The sequence below is a fragment of the Algirhabdus cladophorae genome, assembly GCF_044772865.1.
In the GTDB taxonomy this organism is placed as follows: domain Bacteria; phylum Pseudomonadota; class Alphaproteobacteria; order Rhodobacterales; family Rhodobacteraceae; genus Algirhabdus; species Algirhabdus cladophorae.
In genome coordinates, this window is record NZ_CP173029.1 from 401,916 (window position 1) to 418,335 (window position 16,420).

Genomic DNA, 16,420 nt, shown 5'->3' on the forward strand with positions numbered 1-16,420 from the left:
ATGGCTCGTGCGTTTTTGGTTGTTTTGGACAGTGTTGGGATTGGTGGCGCGCCGGATGCAGAGGCCTTTGGCGATGCAGGGTCCAATACTTTGGCGCATATCGCAGATGCATGTGCGGCTGGGCGTGCTGAGACGGGTCGCAGCGGTCCCTTGCGGATGCCGCATCTGGATGCACTTGGGTTGGGTGCGGCTCTGAGCGTGGCCAGCGGCCGCGAGGTTGATGCATTTGGTGCTCGCCCGCAGGGGATCTGGGGGGCCGCCACAGAAGTGTCCCGCGGCAAGGACACGCCTTCGGGCCATTGGGAACTGGCAGGGGTTCCCGTGCCTTGGGACTGGCATCTGTTTCCAGACACGGATCCCAGTTTCCCGCCCGATGTTATCGCAGCGTTAAAGCGTGCTGCAGGAACTGACGGGATTTTGGGCGGTACTCATGCCTCGGGCACTGAGGTGATTGGCCGATTGGGGGCCGAACACCTAAGAACCGGTTGGCCTATTTGCTACACCTCCGCAGATAGTGTTCTGCAAATTGCCGCCCACGAGGAACACTTCGGTCTTGATCGTTTACTGCAGCTTTGTCGCGATATTGCCCCGATGATGCACGACATGAGGGTGGGGCGTGTCATCGCGCGACCTTTTTTGGGCACCGCTCAAGATGGTTTTTCCCGTACTCTCAATCGCAAAGATCTGGCCATTGATCCCCCCAGTCCGACTCTGTGCGACTGGGTGGCCGATCAAGGGGCCCAATGCCATGCCATTGGCAAAATAGGTGATATTTTTTCGATGAGAGGCATCGCGGACGTCAAAAAAGGGACTGACGCCGATTTGATGGAGCATTTGATAGCGGCTGTGTGTGACACCCCGGATGGTGATTTTGTCTTTGCCAATTTTGTTGAATTTGACGCGCTTTATGGCCATCGCCGCGATGTGGCGGGCTATGCGCGGGCGCTCGAGTGGTTCGATGCCCAAGTCCCGCGTATTTTGGCGCCTATGCGGCAAGGTGATCTAGTGATTTTTACCGCAGACCATGGAAATGACCCAACCTGGCATGGTACAGAGCACACGCGGGAACGTGTACCTGTCGTGGGTGCCGGGATGGGGGTTCGGGAATTGGGGCATGTCGGTTTTGCCGATGTCGGGGCCAGTATCGCCGATCATCTGGGGCTACTGTCGCGCGGTGCAGGAAAGAGTTTTTTATGAGCGATCAACACAGGCCCAAATTGGAACTGCATTTGCACCTAGAAGGGGCTGCCCCCCCGGAATTTGTGCGGCGCTTAGCAGGCGAGCAGGGGCTGTCTTTGGACGGTGTCTTTGATCAAGATGGGGCTTATCAGTATCGTGATTTTGGCGAATTTTTGTCTGTCTACGAGGCCGCGACGGCGGGTTTGACCAGCCCCGAGGCCTACGGGCGTTTGACCCGCGAGGTGATGCATCAACTGGCTGACCACGGCGTCATCTATGCAGAAACTTTCGTGTCGCCGGATTTTTGTGGCGGGCGGGATGTGTCGGCGTGGCGCGATTACCTTGCGGCCATAATCGAAGCTGCGGATCAGGTCGAGGCCGAACGCGGCGTGACCTTGCGCGGGATTGTGACTGCCATTCGCCATTTTGGTCCGGACAAAGCGCGCGAGACCGCCCTTTGTGCGGCGGAAACGGCTGGCAACTGGATTGTGGGATTTGGCATTGCCGGGGATGAGAATGTTTTGGATCCGGTTGATTTTGCCTATAGCTTTGACATGGCGCGCGAGGCCAAGCTGGGGCTAACGGCCCATGCAGGCGAGTGGCGCGGTCCCGATCACATTATGGCAACGGTGCGGGATCTTGGGGTTGACCGAATTGGCCACGGGGTCCGCGCCATCGAAGATCCAGCCTGCGTCGATTTTCTTGCGGAACGAGGCATCGTTTTAGAAGTCTGTCCCGGGTCGAACGTCGCGCTGGGCGTTTATCCCAAATGGGCAGATCACCCCATTGAAAAGCTGCGCGCGGCTGGGGTGCGCGTGACTGTGTCGACAGATGATCCGCCATTTTTCCATACGACCATGACCGCTGAGTATGAAAACCTGCGCCAGCATTTTGGTTGGGACCAGCCGCAGTTTGATCAAATCGATGCCACTGCCTTGGAGGCCGCTTATTGTGATGCGGACACCAAAGCGCGTTTAAAACAGAAATTGGAGGTGTCCTGATGGACCAACATCTGACCATTGTTGATCATCCCTTGGTGCAGCATAAGTTGACGCTGATGCGCGAAAAGGGCACGTCGACAGCTGTGTTTCGCCAATTGCTGCGCGAGATCAGCCAGCTGTTGGCCTATGAGGTCACGCGCAAGCTGCCGATGACCACCAAAAAGATCGACACGCCGCTGGTCGAAATGGACGCGCCGGTGTTGGATGGGCGCAAACTGGCGCTGATTTCGATCCTGCGGGCCGGTAATGGCCTTTTGGATGGCATGCTGGAATTGATTCCTTCGGCCCGCGTTGGTTTTGTCGGTTTGTACCGCGATGAGGAAACTCTGCAGCCGGTTCAATACTACTATAAAGCTCCGGATCATTTGAACGAACGCCTCGTGATCGCTGTGGATCCGATGCTGGCCACGGGCAACTCATCAGCAGCTGCGATTGATTTGCTCAAGCAAGCCGGCGCAAAAAATATCAGATTTCTCTGTCTCTTAGCCGCGCCCGAAGGGGTCGCACGGATGAAAGAGGCCCATCCAGATGTGCCTATTGTCACGGCAGCCCTTGATGAGCGCCTGAATGAGGTGGGATATATTCTGCCCGGCCTAGGGGACGCAGGTGATCGGATGTTTGGCACCAAATAAGGCGACAATCCCTTTACTTTTGGTCAATTGATCCGCAAAGTGCCACAATATATTGTGGGGGCACATATGCGCATTATCAAGACTCTGTCAGCAGCACTAATTCTGGGAATTTCGATGGGATCCGGGGCGTCGGCCCAAACTCTCCGCAGTGTGGGTGAGCCTGCGGAGTTTCCACCGGCCTCTTTCACGCCAAACCAATATGTTGACAGTCGTGGATGCGTCTACATTCGCGCAGGGATCAGTGGCAACACCACGTGGGTGCCGCGCGTCGCGCGCAATCGCACGGCTGTTTGTGGGTTTCAGCCCAGCCTTTCGGCCACTGCGCAAGCCACACCTGAAGTGACTGCGCCAAAAGTGGCACCGGCAGCCCCGGCGGCAAAACCCGCCCCTGCGCCTGCAGCGACCCAAATCGCCACTGCGCCTGTCAAACCAGCGGCCGCACCCAAGCCTGCCCCAGCCAAGGTCGCGGCCCCGAAAGTGGTCAAAAAGCCTGTTGTAAAAGTAGCCCCCAAACCCGTGCGCAAGGTCGCCCAAGCGGCCCCCAAACCAGTTGCCAAACCTGTTGAAGTTGTTGTCGCACCGGTGGCCCGTACCGTGGTGCAATCACCGCCCAAAACCGTTGTGCGGCGTCCGTTTTTTGCAGGCCTCTTTGGTCAGCGTCCTATGGATACCGTGGCCTCGATCAAAGCCGCTCCAACAACCCGGCCTGTTGGCTTAGCCCCGAAAGTTGCCCAACCCCAAGTCAAAAAAGTTGTCCGCACTGCCCCGACACGACCAGCGGTTACGCGCAGTGCCTCGGGATGCACGAACGCAAGTGCATTTAGCCAGCAATATATCAATTCAGGCCAAGTCAGCCCCGTGCGTTGCGGCCCGCAAGAGGGTTTGCCTTACACGCCCGGTCCGGGACGTGCTGTTGTTCAAGCGCCGGTTCAAGCAGCTCCCGCTGTGGCACCTGTAGCCAAGTCGCCAGCGATGACGCGCAAAGTCGCCGCTGCACAAAGCCAGAAAAAGGTTCGCGTTCTGCGCAACCCCCCTGTGCCGGAAGGGTACCGCAAGGCATGGAGTGACGATCGCCTGAGCAACCGTCGCGCCCAAACGACGGCAGAAGGCAACGCGGCGATGAACCTGATCTGGACCCAAGAAGTGCCGCGTCGTTTGATCGACAGCACCACTGGTCGCGATGTGACCCGCTTTTTTCCAAAGCTGCGGTTCCCTTACATCAGCATGAACGCGCAGCAACGTGATCTAGGCACCCGGATTTCGACCAAGACGATCAAACCATCGACACCCAAGGTGGTAAAAAAGCCCAAGAAGGTCGTGGCAAAGGCCGCACCGCGCAAACCTGCGCAGGCTGCCAAAGGGCGCTATGTCCAGATCGGCACTTTCGGTAACGCGGCAAATGTCGACAAAAATGTGCGGCGTCTCAAGGCCTCGGGCCTGCCTGTGCGGGTGGCGAATATCACCAGTAAAGGTCGCAAGTTGCAGGTTGTTCTGGCTGGTCCGTTCCAGTCGCCCAATCGGTTGAACTCGGCTTTGCGTGCATTGCGCGGGGCAGGCTATAAGGATGCCTTCGTTCGGTAGAAGGCTTTCCTAATCTCGACCAAAACCATGCAGACGCTCTAAGGGGCGCAGATGCCTTGAAGGCTGATCCATTCCCCATCGTCCAACAGCGTGGGCGGCTGGCGTCCTGCCATTGGATCGCCTTCGATTAGGGCCAAGGTGGCCTCGCCAGATGGATCTAATGCATAGGCATAGGGGCTGGTTGGGACATCGGCCTTGGTGAACTGTTCCAAGATTTGAGGCGTCTCCAAGGGATCAGCTGGCTTGGTTAATTGAGCCTCGGCGTTGCGGGCCAAAACATCGCTGTCCACTTGCGCCGTGGTGAGCAGTTTAAACGTGGCACGCAGGCCAGCATCCTCCAACAACTCACGCAGTGGGTCGCTGTTTTGGGTTCTCAGGTTTTCGGCCAGAAAATAGCCTGCAGGAACATAAACACTGTCGTGATCTTCCAGCACGCGCGCATTGATCAACGTCAGTCCGCCGGGCAAATGCAGCGTGTCGGGCACACCATCGCGGTAAATCCGATAACTGCCTGTCAGACCCAATCCACGGGTCAGCTGTGCCAGAGCTTTCTCACCTTGAGGGGTAAAGCAGGGCTGGCCTGTGACACGCTCGATCTCTTCCAGCATGTAAGCACCGATTTGTGCGCGTTTTACGTCCGGGACGACTTTCACCGTATGATTGACCAAAGCATCGGGCAGCCAAAACACCGCTAGGGCGGCGACGGCAGCAAAGGACGCGGTCAACATGACCAAGCGAAGCCGCCCGGGTTTGGGCCGGGCGCGTTCCAGTGATTTGCGGACAGTTTCGATGGCGTCCACCATCATGTCCTCTTCGATCTCGACCTGTTCGCCGTGATCTGCATCGGGTGAAAAAATCGCGGGTCGTTTGCCAGAGTTCAACCGCAAGACCGCCGCCAAAGACCAATGCGCCAAAGCGGATCCGTTGGAATCCGAGATGACCAATGTGGCATTGCCAAACGACACAATAACATTGCGACGCTGGGCGTCATGGGACGCGCGCCACACACCTGTGCTTTCCAGCCGTGCGTATTGGTCTAGTGCTGTCATTCGGGCTGCTCTGCCTCTGTTCTGATCAGCAGCCTAGCCTACTTCCGACAGCGCTTCAATTCACAGAGTTTTGGCAAAGCTGCGCAATTCAAATTTCTGGATCTTGCCCGTCGATGTTTTTGGCAATTCTTGGAACACCACTTTTTTGGGGCTTTTGAACCCAGCAAGCCGTTCGCGAACAAAGGCGATAATCTCGGCCTCGTCTGCTTGTGCGCCATCTTTAAGTTCAACAAACGCGCAAGGCACTTCGCCCCATTTGTCGTCGGGCTTGGCCACCACAGCGCAGAGCATCACAGCAGGATGGTGCATCAAAGCGCCTTCGACTTCTACAGAGCTGATGTTTTCGCCGCCTGAAATGATTATATCCTTGGCGCGATCGGCGATTTGGATTTGGCCGTTTGGATGTTGCAAGGCCAAGTCCTCGGAATGAAAATATCCGCCTTCAAAGGCCTTTTTCGTGGCTTCGGGGTTCTTGTAATAGCCTTTCATCACCGAATTGCCGCGCATCACAATCTCGCCTTGGGTGGCGGCATCCATGGCGATTTGGTTGCAGTGTTCGTCGACCACGGTCACCGCTTCCATCATTGGGAAGGCCACGCCTTGGCGCGCCTTGATGCTGGCCTTTTCGGACATGGGCAAGTCGTCCCACGCGGTGTCCCAGATGCATTCGGTGACATGGCCGTAGGTTTCGGTCAGGCCATAGACTTGCGTCACGTTAAAGCCCATGGTTTCGATCTTTTCCAAAATCGCAGGGGCGGGCGGGGCACCAGCGGTGAATACCTCAACCAGATGATCAAACTGGCGTTTGTTGCTGTCGACAGCATTCACAATGAGGTTCAGAACGATAGGTGCACCGCCAAAATGTGTGACACCTTCATCCGCAATCGCATCATAAATCGCTTTGGCCGAGATATCGCGACAGCACACGACCGTTCCACCCAAAAGCGGCATCATCCATGTGTGGTTCCAACCGTTGCAATGGAACAGCGGCACAATTTGCATGAATTTCGGATGCAAAACCATGCGCCAACTCACAACGGTGCCCATCGTCATCATATATGCACCGCGATGGTGATAAACGACACCTTTGGGCCGGCCTGTGGTGCCTGAGGTGTAATTCAGCGCCAGGCTTTCCCATTCATCCTGTGGCATGATCCATTCGAAATCAGGATCGCCGGAGGCGAGGAAATCTTCGTAATCCAGTTGCTCCCATGTATCGTGCACACCGGCTTGATCGTCGGGCACTTCGATAATGGCCGGGGCGGGGCCATCCATCTGATCGATGGCCTCCATGACCACTGGCAGGAATTGGGTGTCGACCAATACAACCCGCGCTTCGCCATGATCAAAGATATAAGCGATAGTGTCCACATCCAGCCGCGTATTGATCGTGTTCAAGACCCCGCCGCAGGCGGGCACGCCAAATGCGGCTTCCACTTGGGCTGGGATGTTGGGCAAAACAGTTGCGACGACGTCACCGGGTTTGACACCTATTTTGGTCAAAGCCGAGGCAAGCCGCGTCACACGTTCATAGTATTCGGCATAGGTCTTGCGAAAAGAGCCATAAACAACGGCCTCTTTATCGGCAAAAACGTGAGCCGCGCGGCGCAAGTGCGATAAGGGGGTCAGCGGCGTATAATTTGCCTGACATTTATCCAAACCTGTTTCATCGGACATCCATCCCATTTTGACACCTCCCTATGTCGTAGTTGGGCTAGACCTAGCGCCAGATTTCAGGCCAATGCAATGATAATTCGAAGGGGTAGCGCTATCACCGTGCAGAACAATCCAAGAGCCGCGATGCTGTGCATGCTGTGCGCGATGTTGATCGTCGGGGTCATCGACAATTACGTGGTCGTTTTGGCGGCCCATGGGGGGCTGTGGCAATTCCATTTTATACGCACGTTGCTGGCCTTGCCTGTCTTCCTTGCTTTGGCGGCTTTGGGTGTGGGGCGTTTGCGACCTATCAATCCGGGCGTGGTGTTGTTGCGCAGTGTTTTGATGGCTTTTGCAATGGTTCTCTATTTTGGGTGTTTGGCGTTTTTGCCACTGGCGCAGGTCTTGGCCGGATTGTTTACCTCACCGATCTTTGTGATGCTGCTTTCTGCGATCTTTTTGGGTCAAACCATCGGCAAATGGCGGATCCTTGCAGTGGCGATTGGGTTTTCCGGCTCTTTGCTGGTGCTACAGCCTGATATTACCAACCTCGGTATCCTCACGGTACTGCCTGTCTTGGCGGGATTCCTTTATGGATGCAGTTCGTTGATCACGCGCACCCTTTGCGCAGGTGAAGATACGCTGACCCTGCTGTTTGGCTTTTTTGTCGTGTTGGGCAGCTTTGGCGCGGTTGGCCTTATTGTGTTGGGTTTATATCCACAAGACGTGCCTCAAGGCCCAGATGGGTTCATCCTGCGCGGCTGGGTGATGCCAAATGCAACGTTTCTGACATGGACGGCGGTGCAGGCCTTTGGGTCTATCGTGGCTATCGGAAGTTTGATCCGTGCGTATCAAATGGCCGATGCCAGTTTTGTCTCGGTGTTTGAGTATTCCGTTATGGTCTTTGGGCCATTGGCGGCCTTTTGGCTGTTTGGGCAAACCTTGAACGGTATTGCGATGATGGGTGTGGCGATGATAATTCTGGCGGGTACTATCATTGCTGTACGTGCACGCTAAAATAACCGGATGATCCTGTCGCGCGGCCGAAATTACCTATTCATCCATATTCCCAAGACTGGTGGCACCTCGCTGGCCCTCGCGTTGGAGGCCCGCGCGATGAAGGATGACATTATGCTGGGCGACACCCCCAAGGCTGTGCGACGGCGTAAACGGGTTAACCACGATCTAGCGGCGGGTCGACTGTGGAAACATAGTAAACTGCAGGATCTTATGGGCCTCATTCAGCCCGAGGAGTTAACCAGCCTGCGGATCGTGACTTTGGTCCGCAATCCGTGGGACCGTATGGTCAGCTACTACCATTGGTTGCAAGATCAGAGCTTTGATCACCCCGCTGTCGCCCGTGCCCAGAGGTTGGATTTTACCGCGTTTCTCACCCATCCCGAGACAGTGCATTCGGTGCGTCAGAACAGTTACAGCAGTTATGTAGACTGCCCCAAGGTCAACTTTGCCCCTGATTTCATTAGGCTAGAGCATTTTGTCGAGGACAGTGCAGGCTTTGCCAAGCATCTTGGATTTGATCTGAAGTTACCCCATGTGAATCGCTCGACATCTGCTGGTCACTACCGCGACCACTATACAGAGGCGACTCAGGCGCTGGTTGCGCAGATTTGCGCGGCCGATATCCAAAAGTTTGGATATCACTACTGAATTCCGCCTGCGATTAACCTTAATCAAGCATCAATCCGCCACTTTTCCTAAAATTAGAGTCAAACCCAAGACAGTGCCCCATTTTAACCTTTTTTTGGACCATGGAGCGCCCAGAGAATCACGCCAAGTCGATCTCAGTTGCCAAAAACAAAATAAACGTCGAAGGGGATGTCGAATGTTTGGACTGTTAAATACAAAAGAGAGCGATAAGACACATCGCACTGCTGAAATTACCGGTGCTTGGGACAGTGGCTTTGTGCCAGCCCAAGCGACCGCCTCATCCGGCTTTGCTGCTGGAACATTGGTTGCCACCCAAAACGGATGGCAGGATGTTGCCCTCGTGCAGGCTGGCGATCAGGTTTTGACCTTTGACGGTGGTTTGCAAACCGTCAAATCGATCCGCAAAGAGCTGGCATGGCAAGACGATTTCTTTTGCCCCGAGCACCTGTGGCCAATGCATATTCCTGCGGGAACATTGGGTAATCGCGAAGCGATGACCTTGATGCCGGATCAAACGATCTTGATCGAGAGCGATATCGCAGAAGAAGTCTTTGGGGATCCGTTCACATTGGTCAAAGCCGAAGCGTTGGAAGGCTATCGCGGCATCAGCCGGGATCGTCCGGCCACGATCTTTGAAGTCTTTACTCTGGTCTTTGAAACCGAACAGTTGGCTTTTGCCCATTCCGGCGCTCTGATGCATTGCCCGGGCGATAAAGAGGCTGAAGAAAGCTACATTGTGTTGGACGGGGAAGAGGCAGAAATGCTGATCGACACATTGGACATGCTTGATCGCCAGAACCAAGGCCACACCAACCCTGCGATGGTTGCCTGAACGAAAAATACGAACTCACGAAACGACTAAAAAAGGGCGCACTGGATATTGGCCAGCGCGCCCTTTTTTGCTGTGGTGGGTTTAGGTTAGGCTGCTGCGTCTTCTTTGCCGAAGCGTCCATAGAACGTTTGGTTCTTGGCTGCCATTTCGCGCAACAGATCAGGGGTCGCAAAGCGTTCGCCAAGTTCTGCTGCCAATTGGTCGCAACGTTCGGCTGCATAGGGTGTGCCGATGATATCCAGCCACGACAGAGGGCCACCGGACCAAGGCGCAAAGCCCCAGCCAAGGATCGCGCCCACATCGCCTTCACGGATGTCTTCCAACACGCCTTCTTCCAGTGCGCGCACGGCTTCCAGAACTTGAGCAAACATCAAGCGATGCTGGACCATGATCAGATCGGGGTCCTCGGCGTCCGTGGTGTATTTGTCCCGCAGACCCTGCCAGATGCCCACGCGCTTGCCCTTTTCATCGTACTCATAGAACCCAGCGGCGGATTTGCGGCCCAAACGGTCCTGATCGAACAGCCAGAACAGGACTTCGTCAGCCTCGTCATTGTCATAAGCATCGCCCATAGCAGCCTTGGTGGCCTTGGCAATTTTGACGCCCAGATCGATGCTGGTTTCATCGTTCAACTGCAACGGTCCCAAAGGCATCCCCAACAGTTTGGCGGCGTTTTCGATCAAGGCAGGCTCGATACCTTCTTTGACCATGCGGATACCTTCGTTGATGTAAGGGATGATGCAGCGGTTGGCGTAGAAGAAACGCGCGTCGTTGACCACGATGGGTGTCTTGCGGATTTGACGGACGAAATCGAGCGACTTGGCCACCGCGCGGTCGCCTGTTTCGGCGCCTTTGATGATTTCGACCAGCATCATCTTGTCGACGGGCGAGAAGAAGTGGATGCCAATGAACTGCTCTGGACGTTTGGACGCTTTGGCCAATTCAGAGATCGGCAACGTCGAGGTATTGGTGGCGAAGATGCAGTCCTCGCCCACGACGGCCTCAACCGCTTTGGTCACAGTGGCTTTGATCGACGGATCCTCGAACACGGCCTCCACAATCAAATCGCAGCCTTTGAGGGCCTCGTAATCCGTGGTTGCGGTGATCTTGGACAGCACGGCTTCTTTTTTCTCTTCTGTCGCCTTTTTGCGGGCAATGCCTTTGTCCATATAGGCGGTTGTGTAGGATTTGCCTTTGTCTGCTGCTTCTTGTTTCTGGTCCAGCAAGACAACTTCGATGCCAGCTAGGGCCGAGACCAGCGCAATGCCAGCCCCCATCATGCCAGCGCCCAAAACGCCGACCTTTTTGACCGATTGGTCTGGCACATCAGTGGGGCGCACAGCACCCTTTTCCAAGGCTTGCTTGTTGATGAACAGGGACCGGATCATAGCGGACGAGGACGGGTTCATCAAGATGGACGTGAACCAACGCGCCTCAATCTTCAGGGCCGTATCGAAAGGCACCATGGCCCCTTCGTACACACACGATAGCAAGGCTTTGGCCGCAGGATAAGCGCCTTGAGTTTTGCCGTTCACCATCGCGGAGGCACCCACAAAGGTCATAAAACCGGCTGGGTGATAGGGCGCGCCACCGGGCATTTTCCAACCCTTCGCGTCCCAAGGTTTGACGATGTCTGCGTCTTTGGCGTTTAGCACCCATTGGCGCGCAGCCTCGACCAGATTGTCGGCCTCCACCACTTCGTCCACCAATTGGGCCATTTTGGCTTTCTTGGGGTCCAACATCTTGCCTTCCAGCAAAACAGGGGAGGCTTGCATCGCTCCGACCATGCGGGAATACCGCATCGTACCGCCGCCACCGGGGAAGATACCCAGCAAAATTTCTGGCAGGCCGATTTTGGCTTTCGGGTTGTCGGTCATAAACCGACGATGACAGGCAAGCGCAATCTCGGTGCCGATCCCAGCACAGGTGCCATTGATCGCACAGGCCACAGGCTTGCCGCCCTTATTGGTCTTGGGGTCCATACCGGCCCGTTCCAATTTGCGCAGGATGCGGTGGCCGTTCATGGTGAAATCAAACAAGGCCTGAGCAGGGGCATCGCCGTTTTCCGCACGGATGTTGGCCAACACGTTCAGGTCCATCCCACCAGCAAAGTCTTTCTTGCCCGAGGTGATCACAACGCCTTTGACGGCATCATCTGCCAAAGCGCGGTCGATATAGTCCTCGACCAATGCAAACGCCTCGCGGGTCAGCACATTCATGGACTTCTCTGGCGCGTTCCATGTGACAATCGCTACGCCGTCTGCGTCAACTTCGTATGTAAAATCAGTCATTTAGTCGTTCCCTTCGATGGGTGTTCCGTCTTTTCTAGTGAAAGCAAAGCCTTTGGCATCATCTTTCACCATCATATCTATGTCGCTGTAATAGCCAGTTTCAGTTGGGGTTCGGGTACCTATGACAAGGAACCGCGCCTCCTCTGGACTGGTGTTCACGATGTGGTGGCCATTGGCGTCGCCTGCGGGCCATGCCACGCAATCGCCAACGCTCAGAGGGGTCTCGCCATGGTCATCGATCAATGTGCAGGTGCCTTGGGTGACCATGGCAAACTCGTCCTGTTCCATATGGTAATGGCGCAGGGACGATTTCGCGCCGGGCGCAAGCATCACCAAGTTGGCCCCAAATTGTGTCAGGCCACCTGCGTCCCCCAGTTTGAGGGAAGACCGCCCCTCCATTTCTGCATTATACGGTTCAGGATAGGTTGATCCTGTCTTAAGCGGCACTGAAGCGATATCAATCTTGGGCATCTTAAACCCGCTCGATGATTGTCGCGGCACCCATGCCAGAAGCGACACACAATGTGGCAAGACCCACCTCTTTGTCACTACGCTCAAGCTCATCCAGCAAGGTGCCGATGATGATCGCACCTGTGGCGCCCAATGGGTGACCCATAGCGATGGAGCCGCCGTTGACGTTGACCTTGTCGTGGTCCACGTCAAAGGCCTGCATGAAACGCAAGACGACGGACGCGAAGGCCTCGTTCACTTCGAACAGATCAATATCGCTGATGGCCATACCGTGATCTTTGAGGATCTTTTCGGTCACCGGCACGGGGCCAGTGAGCATGATGGTCGGGTCCAGACCGATTTTCGATGTGGCACGGATGCGGGCGCGGGGTTTGATCCCCAGCTCTTCGCCTAGCTCTTTGTTGCCGATCAACACGGCGGCTGATCCATCAACGATCCCAGAGGAGTTTCCGGCATGGTGGATGTGGTTGATCCGTTCAAGATGCGGGTATTTCATCAAAGCCACTTTGTCGAAGCCAGGCATTACTTCGCCCATGTCCTTAAAGCTGGCCTTTAGTGCGCCAAGGCTTTGCATATCGGTGCCCGGACGCATGTATTCATCGGTGCTGAGGATTTCCAGACCGTTGATGTCTGTGACAGGCACGACGGATTTTTCAAATCGGTTGTCGGCCCAAGCCGCCGCTGCACGGTTTTGGCTTTCCACGGCCAGCGCATCGGCCTGATCACGGGTAAAGCCGTATTCTGTGGCGATGATATCGGCACTGATGCCTTGAGGCACAAAGTAGCTGTTCATTGCTATGGATGGGTCCACCGCAATCGCGGCCCCATCACTGCCCATGGCCACACGGCCCATCATTTCCACACCACCGGCGATATAGCCGTTGCCTGCGCCACCGCGCACTTGGTTGGCGGCGATGTTCACGGCTTCCATGCCCGAGGCGCAGAAACGGTTGATCGACAGACCGGGGATGCGTTCGTCCAGATCAGAGGCCAGAACAGCCGTACGGGCCAAGCAGCCCCCCTGTTCCATGACTTGGGTCGCATTGCCCCAGATCACATCCTCGACCGCATGACCTTCGATGTTGTTACGTGATTTCAGGGTATTAAGAACGTGAGCGGACAGACGGGCTGCTGTCACCTCGTGAAGGCTGCCGTCTTTGCGACCCTTGCCTCGCGGGGTGCGGATGGCGTCATAGATATAAGCTTCGGTCATTTAAGAAGGCTCCTTTTAAGCGCGGTCGCCGGGGTTGCCGGGCATAAGATCATAGGGGTGTTTCCACCCCGGTGTTTCAGAAATTCGCGTCAGCCAAGCGTCCATATTGGGCCACTCAGTGCGGTCAAAGCCGTAAGGCTCTGGATAGAACAGATAGCTGCAGCAACTGATGTCGGCGTTGGTCATGCTGTCGCCAACGATCCAGTCGCGGCCCTCTAGATGATCGTTCAACACAGTATAAGCGGCCTTCAGGCGGCCTTGCATAAAGCCAATGACTTGTTCGGGACGCTTGTCTGCAGACAGAAAATTCATCAGGAAACGGGTCATGCCAGCTTGGGAGGACAGTTTGTGATTGTCCCACAAAACCCAGCGCAAGACTTCGTATTTGTCGTCGGGTGCGCCGCCGAACTTCCCGGTTTTATCTGTGATGTATTGCTGGATTGCACCGGATTGGGAGAGGGTCATGTCGCCATCAACCAGCACAGGCGCCTCAGCCATAGTGTTCACAGTTTTCCATTCGGGGGTGCGGGCGGCACCTGCAAAGAAATCAACAAAAACCGGTTCCCAATCGAGCCCTGAAAGTTCTAATGCCAAAGCTGCCTTGTAGGCGTTGCCGCTTTCGCCAAAGCAATGCAATTTAATCATGGTATGTGCCTCCCAGCCTAAAGTTTCATGGGGGCTTTGCCCCCAAACCCCCAGAGTAGTTGAAGAAAAAAGAAACCTGACCGCTTCTTTTTTCCATAAATACTCAAATCCACCTTCTATTTTTTGCGCGCGTCCAGTTCGGAATTAAAGAGCCTGAGGCGGTGAGTGAGATTGTCTTCGTCAATGACCGAACCAAAGTTTTCAAACAGGAAGCTGAGCGCTTCGCCCTCATCCAATCCTGCCTCTTTGCTGAATTTTCGCAACCGCCGATACCCATCTTCGGTCATTGCGACGGGAAATCTGCGGGTCAGGCGTAGGCGTTTTGACATAGTTGTCCTTTTTTGGTGTGGCAGACGACATACCCTATGCCGCCTGCCGGTCCGTGAGTGTTCCTCCCCTCGGACTTTAGAAATTTGCAGCCTCCAGTGCCATGACCGTATCAGCACCGGATTCGATGCGCGACAGATGCATGGATGTGGCAGGCAATTGGCGCGCCATGTAGTACTTGCCTGTTGCAATTTTGGTCTCGTAGAACTCGGTATCAGAGGCTCCGTTTGCAAGGGCTTCAAGAGCTGCCTTGCCCATGCGGGCCCACATCAGGCCAAGGCAGACATGACCAAAGAGATGCATAAAGTCATAGGAACCAGACAGAGCGTTGTTGGGGTTCTTCATCCCGTTTTGCATAAAGTACATGCCAGCGGCCTGTAGATCTTTGGAGGCGGCTTTCAGCGGTTCGATGAACTCGGCCATGCCGTCTACATCACTGTTTTCCTTGCAGAATGTCTTGACCATCTCAAAGAAAGCCATCACGTGCTTGCCGCCGTCTTGAGCCAGCTTCCGACCCACAAGATCCAGCGCTTGCACACCATTGGCGCCCTCATAGATCATCGCAATCCGGGCATCGCGGGCAAACTGGGACATGCCCCATTCCTCGATATAGCCATGGCCGCCGTAAACCTGCTGGGCGTTTGTGGCCATTTCAAACCCTTTGTCGGTCAGAAAGCCTTTGATCACCGGGGTCAGCAGCGAGATCATGCCATCTGCATCCGCGTCTTCATTGCGGTGGGCTTTGTCGATCATATGAGCGCCCCAGAAAGTAAACGCGCGTGCGCCTTCTACAAAGGATTTTTGATCCATAAGGTTACGACGAATATCTGGGTGCACGATCAAGGGATCGGCAGATTTTTCTGGGTACTTTGCGCCAGTCACATCACGGCCTTGCAAGCGATCCTTGGCGTATTCCAGTGCGTTTTGATAGGCGACTTCGGCCTGTGCGTAGCCTTGCAGCCCCACACCCAATCGTGCTTCGTTCATCATGGTGAACATGGCACGCATACCTTTGTGTTCGGCGCCCAACAGATAGCCTGTGGCCTCGTCATAGTTCATCACACAAGTCGAGTTGCCGTGGATGCCCATTTTTTCTTCGATCTTGCCTACAGATACGCCGTTGCGTTCGCCCAGACTGCCATCGTCGTTTACAAGGTACTTAGGGACGATGAACAAGGACACGCCTTTGATACCTTCGGGGCCGCCCACGATTTTGCCGAGGACCAAGTGGATCACGTTGTCTGACATGTCGTGATCACCGGCCGAGATAAAGATCTTTTGGCCAGAGATTTTATAGGTGCCATCCTCTTGCGGCGCCGCTTTGGTGCGCATCAGACCCAGATCCGTGCCGCAATGGGGCTCGGTCAGGTTCATCGTGCCTGTCCATTCGCAGCTGACCATCTTTTCAAGATATGTCTCTTTTTGCTGATCGGAGCCGTGGGCATGAATGGCCGAATACGCGCCGTGTGTCAGGCCTGCATACATGTTGAAGGCCATGTTGCCCGCTGACATCATTTCACCTACCGCCGTTGACATCAGGTAGGGCAAGCCTTGACCCCCAAAGTCCGGATCGCAATCCAACGCTGTCCAACCGCCTTCGCGGACCTGATCAAAGGCCGCTTTAAATCCGGTCGGTGTGCGGACCACACCGTTTTCCAAAACGCAGCCTTCCGTGTCACCCACAGGGTTCAATGGGGCCAATACGTCGCTGGCAATTTTGCTGGCTTCTTCCAAAACGGCGTTGGTGAAATCGGCATCCAGTTCATCATAACCAGGAATGCCGGTTTCGGTGATGTTCAACACATCGTGCAGAACGAATTGCATGTCTTTGACGGGTCCAGTGTAGCTGGGCATAGAGGTCTCCGTAGTGTCGTA

Annotated in this window: 15 protein-coding genes; 7 read left to right on the forward strand and 8 right to left on the reverse strand. The window is 55.3% G+C overall.

What is annotated here, in order from left to right; genetic code table 11:
• From ACIRQ6_RS01945 to ACIRQ6_RS01960, 4 genes are all read left to right on the forward strand, one after another.
• Positions 1 to 1,197 (forward strand): phosphopentomutase, encoded by a 1,197-nt coding sequence (locus ACIRQ6_RS01945; protein WP_420862450.1) that lies wholly within the window; start codon positions 1 to 3, stop codon positions 1,195 to 1,197.
• Positions 1,194 to 2,180 (forward strand): adenosine deaminase, encoded by a 987-nt coding sequence (locus ACIRQ6_RS01950; RefSeq protein WP_420862451.1) that lies wholly within the window; start codon positions 1,194 to 1,196, stop codon positions 2,178 to 2,180. The genes ACIRQ6_RS01945 and ACIRQ6_RS01950 overlap by 4 nt, the downstream gene beginning before the upstream one ends.
• Complete coding sequence (gene upp, locus ACIRQ6_RS01955; protein WP_420862452.1) at positions 2,180 to 2,812, forward strand: uracil phosphoribosyltransferase; 633 nt, start codon at positions 2,180 to 2,182, stop codon at positions 2,810 to 2,812. The genes ACIRQ6_RS01950 and upp overlap by 1 nt, the downstream gene beginning before the upstream one ends.
• A 66-nt stretch (positions 2,813 to 2,878) precedes the next feature.
• On the forward strand, positions 2,879 to 4,393 hold the full coding sequence (locus ACIRQ6_RS01960) for an SPOR domain-containing protein (RefSeq protein WP_420862453.1): 1,515 nt from the start codon (positions 2,879 to 2,881) through the stop codon (positions 4,391 to 4,393).
• Positions 4,394 to 4,431: 38 nt separating this feature from the next.
• Here ACIRQ6_RS01960 and ACIRQ6_RS01965 read toward each other — a convergent pair whose 3' ends face one another.
• Positions 4,432 to 5,442, reverse strand: a complete 1,011-nt coding sequence (locus ACIRQ6_RS01965; protein WP_420862454.1) for a hypothetical protein — start codon at positions 5,440 to 5,442, stop codon at positions 4,432 to 4,434.
• 60 nt (positions 5,443 to 5,502) lie between these two features.
• Positions 5,503 to 7,128: an AMP-binding protein gene (locus ACIRQ6_RS01970; protein ID WP_420862456.1), complete on the reverse strand. Its 1,626-nt coding sequence runs from the start codon at positions 7,126 to 7,128 to the stop codon at positions 5,503 to 5,505.
• A 90-nt stretch (positions 7,129 to 7,218) separates the two neighbouring features.
• Here ACIRQ6_RS01970 and ACIRQ6_RS01975 point away from each other — a divergent pair, with 90 nt between their 5' ends.
• The 3 genes from ACIRQ6_RS01975 (at position 7,219) to ACIRQ6_RS01985 (ending at position 9,598) form a co-directional block, all read left to right on the forward strand.
• Complete coding sequence (locus ACIRQ6_RS01975) at positions 7,219 to 8,115, forward strand: DMT family transporter (RefSeq protein WP_420862457.1); 897 nt, start codon at positions 7,219 to 7,221, stop codon at positions 8,113 to 8,115.
• 9 nt (positions 8,116 to 8,124) lie between these two features.
• Positions 8,125 to 8,766, forward strand: a complete 642-nt coding sequence (locus ACIRQ6_RS01980) for a sulfotransferase family 2 domain-containing protein (protein WP_420862458.1) — start codon at positions 8,125 to 8,127, stop codon at positions 8,764 to 8,766.
• A 175-nt stretch (positions 8,767 to 8,941) separates the two neighbouring features.
• Positions 8,942 to 9,598: a Hint domain-containing protein gene (locus tag ACIRQ6_RS01985; protein WP_420862459.1), complete on the forward strand. Its 657-nt coding sequence runs from the start codon at positions 8,942 to 8,944 to the stop codon at positions 9,596 to 9,598.
• An 86-nt stretch (positions 9,599 to 9,684) separates the two neighbouring features.
• Here ACIRQ6_RS01985 and ACIRQ6_RS01990 read toward each other — a convergent pair whose 3' ends face one another.
• The 6 genes from ACIRQ6_RS01990 to ACIRQ6_RS02015 all read right to left on the reverse strand — a co-directional run bounded on the left by ACIRQ6_RS01990 (position 9,685) and on the right by ACIRQ6_RS02015 (position 16,399).
• On the reverse strand, positions 9,685 to 11,889 hold the full coding sequence (locus ACIRQ6_RS01990; RefSeq protein ID WP_420862460.1) for a 3-hydroxyacyl-CoA dehydrogenase NAD-binding domain-containing protein: 2,205 nt from the start codon (positions 11,887 to 11,889) through the stop codon (positions 9,685 to 9,687).
• Positions 11,890 to 12,360, reverse strand: coding sequence for a cupin domain-containing protein (locus tag ACIRQ6_RS01995; protein WP_420862461.1), 471 nt, complete (start codon positions 12,358 to 12,360; stop codon positions 11,890 to 11,892).
• Between the two features lies 1 nt (position 12,361).
• The gene (locus ACIRQ6_RS02000; protein ID WP_420862462.1) at positions 12,362 to 13,573 is read right to left on the reverse strand and encodes an acetyl-CoA C-acetyltransferase; all 1,212 of its coding nucleotides are present in this window, start codon (positions 13,571 to 13,573) and stop codon (positions 12,362 to 12,364) included.
• A 15-nt stretch (positions 13,574 to 13,588) separates the two neighbouring features.
• Positions 13,589 to 14,218: a glutathione S-transferase family protein gene (locus ACIRQ6_RS02005; RefSeq protein WP_420862463.1), complete on the reverse strand. Its 630-nt coding sequence runs from the start codon at positions 14,216 to 14,218 to the stop codon at positions 13,589 to 13,591.
• A 116-nt stretch (positions 14,219 to 14,334) separates the two neighbouring features.
• The gene (locus ACIRQ6_RS02010) at positions 14,335 to 14,547 is read right to left on the reverse strand and encodes a hypothetical protein (RefSeq protein WP_420862464.1); all 213 of its coding nucleotides are present in this window, start codon (positions 14,545 to 14,547) and stop codon (positions 14,335 to 14,337) included.
• Positions 14,548 to 14,623: 76 nt separating this feature from the next.
• Positions 14,624 to 16,399: an acyl-CoA dehydrogenase C-terminal domain-containing protein gene (locus tag ACIRQ6_RS02015; RefSeq protein WP_420862465.1), complete on the reverse strand. Its 1,776-nt coding sequence runs from the start codon at positions 16,397 to 16,399 to the stop codon at positions 14,624 to 14,626.
• Positions 16,400 to 16,420: the final 21 nt, after the last annotated feature.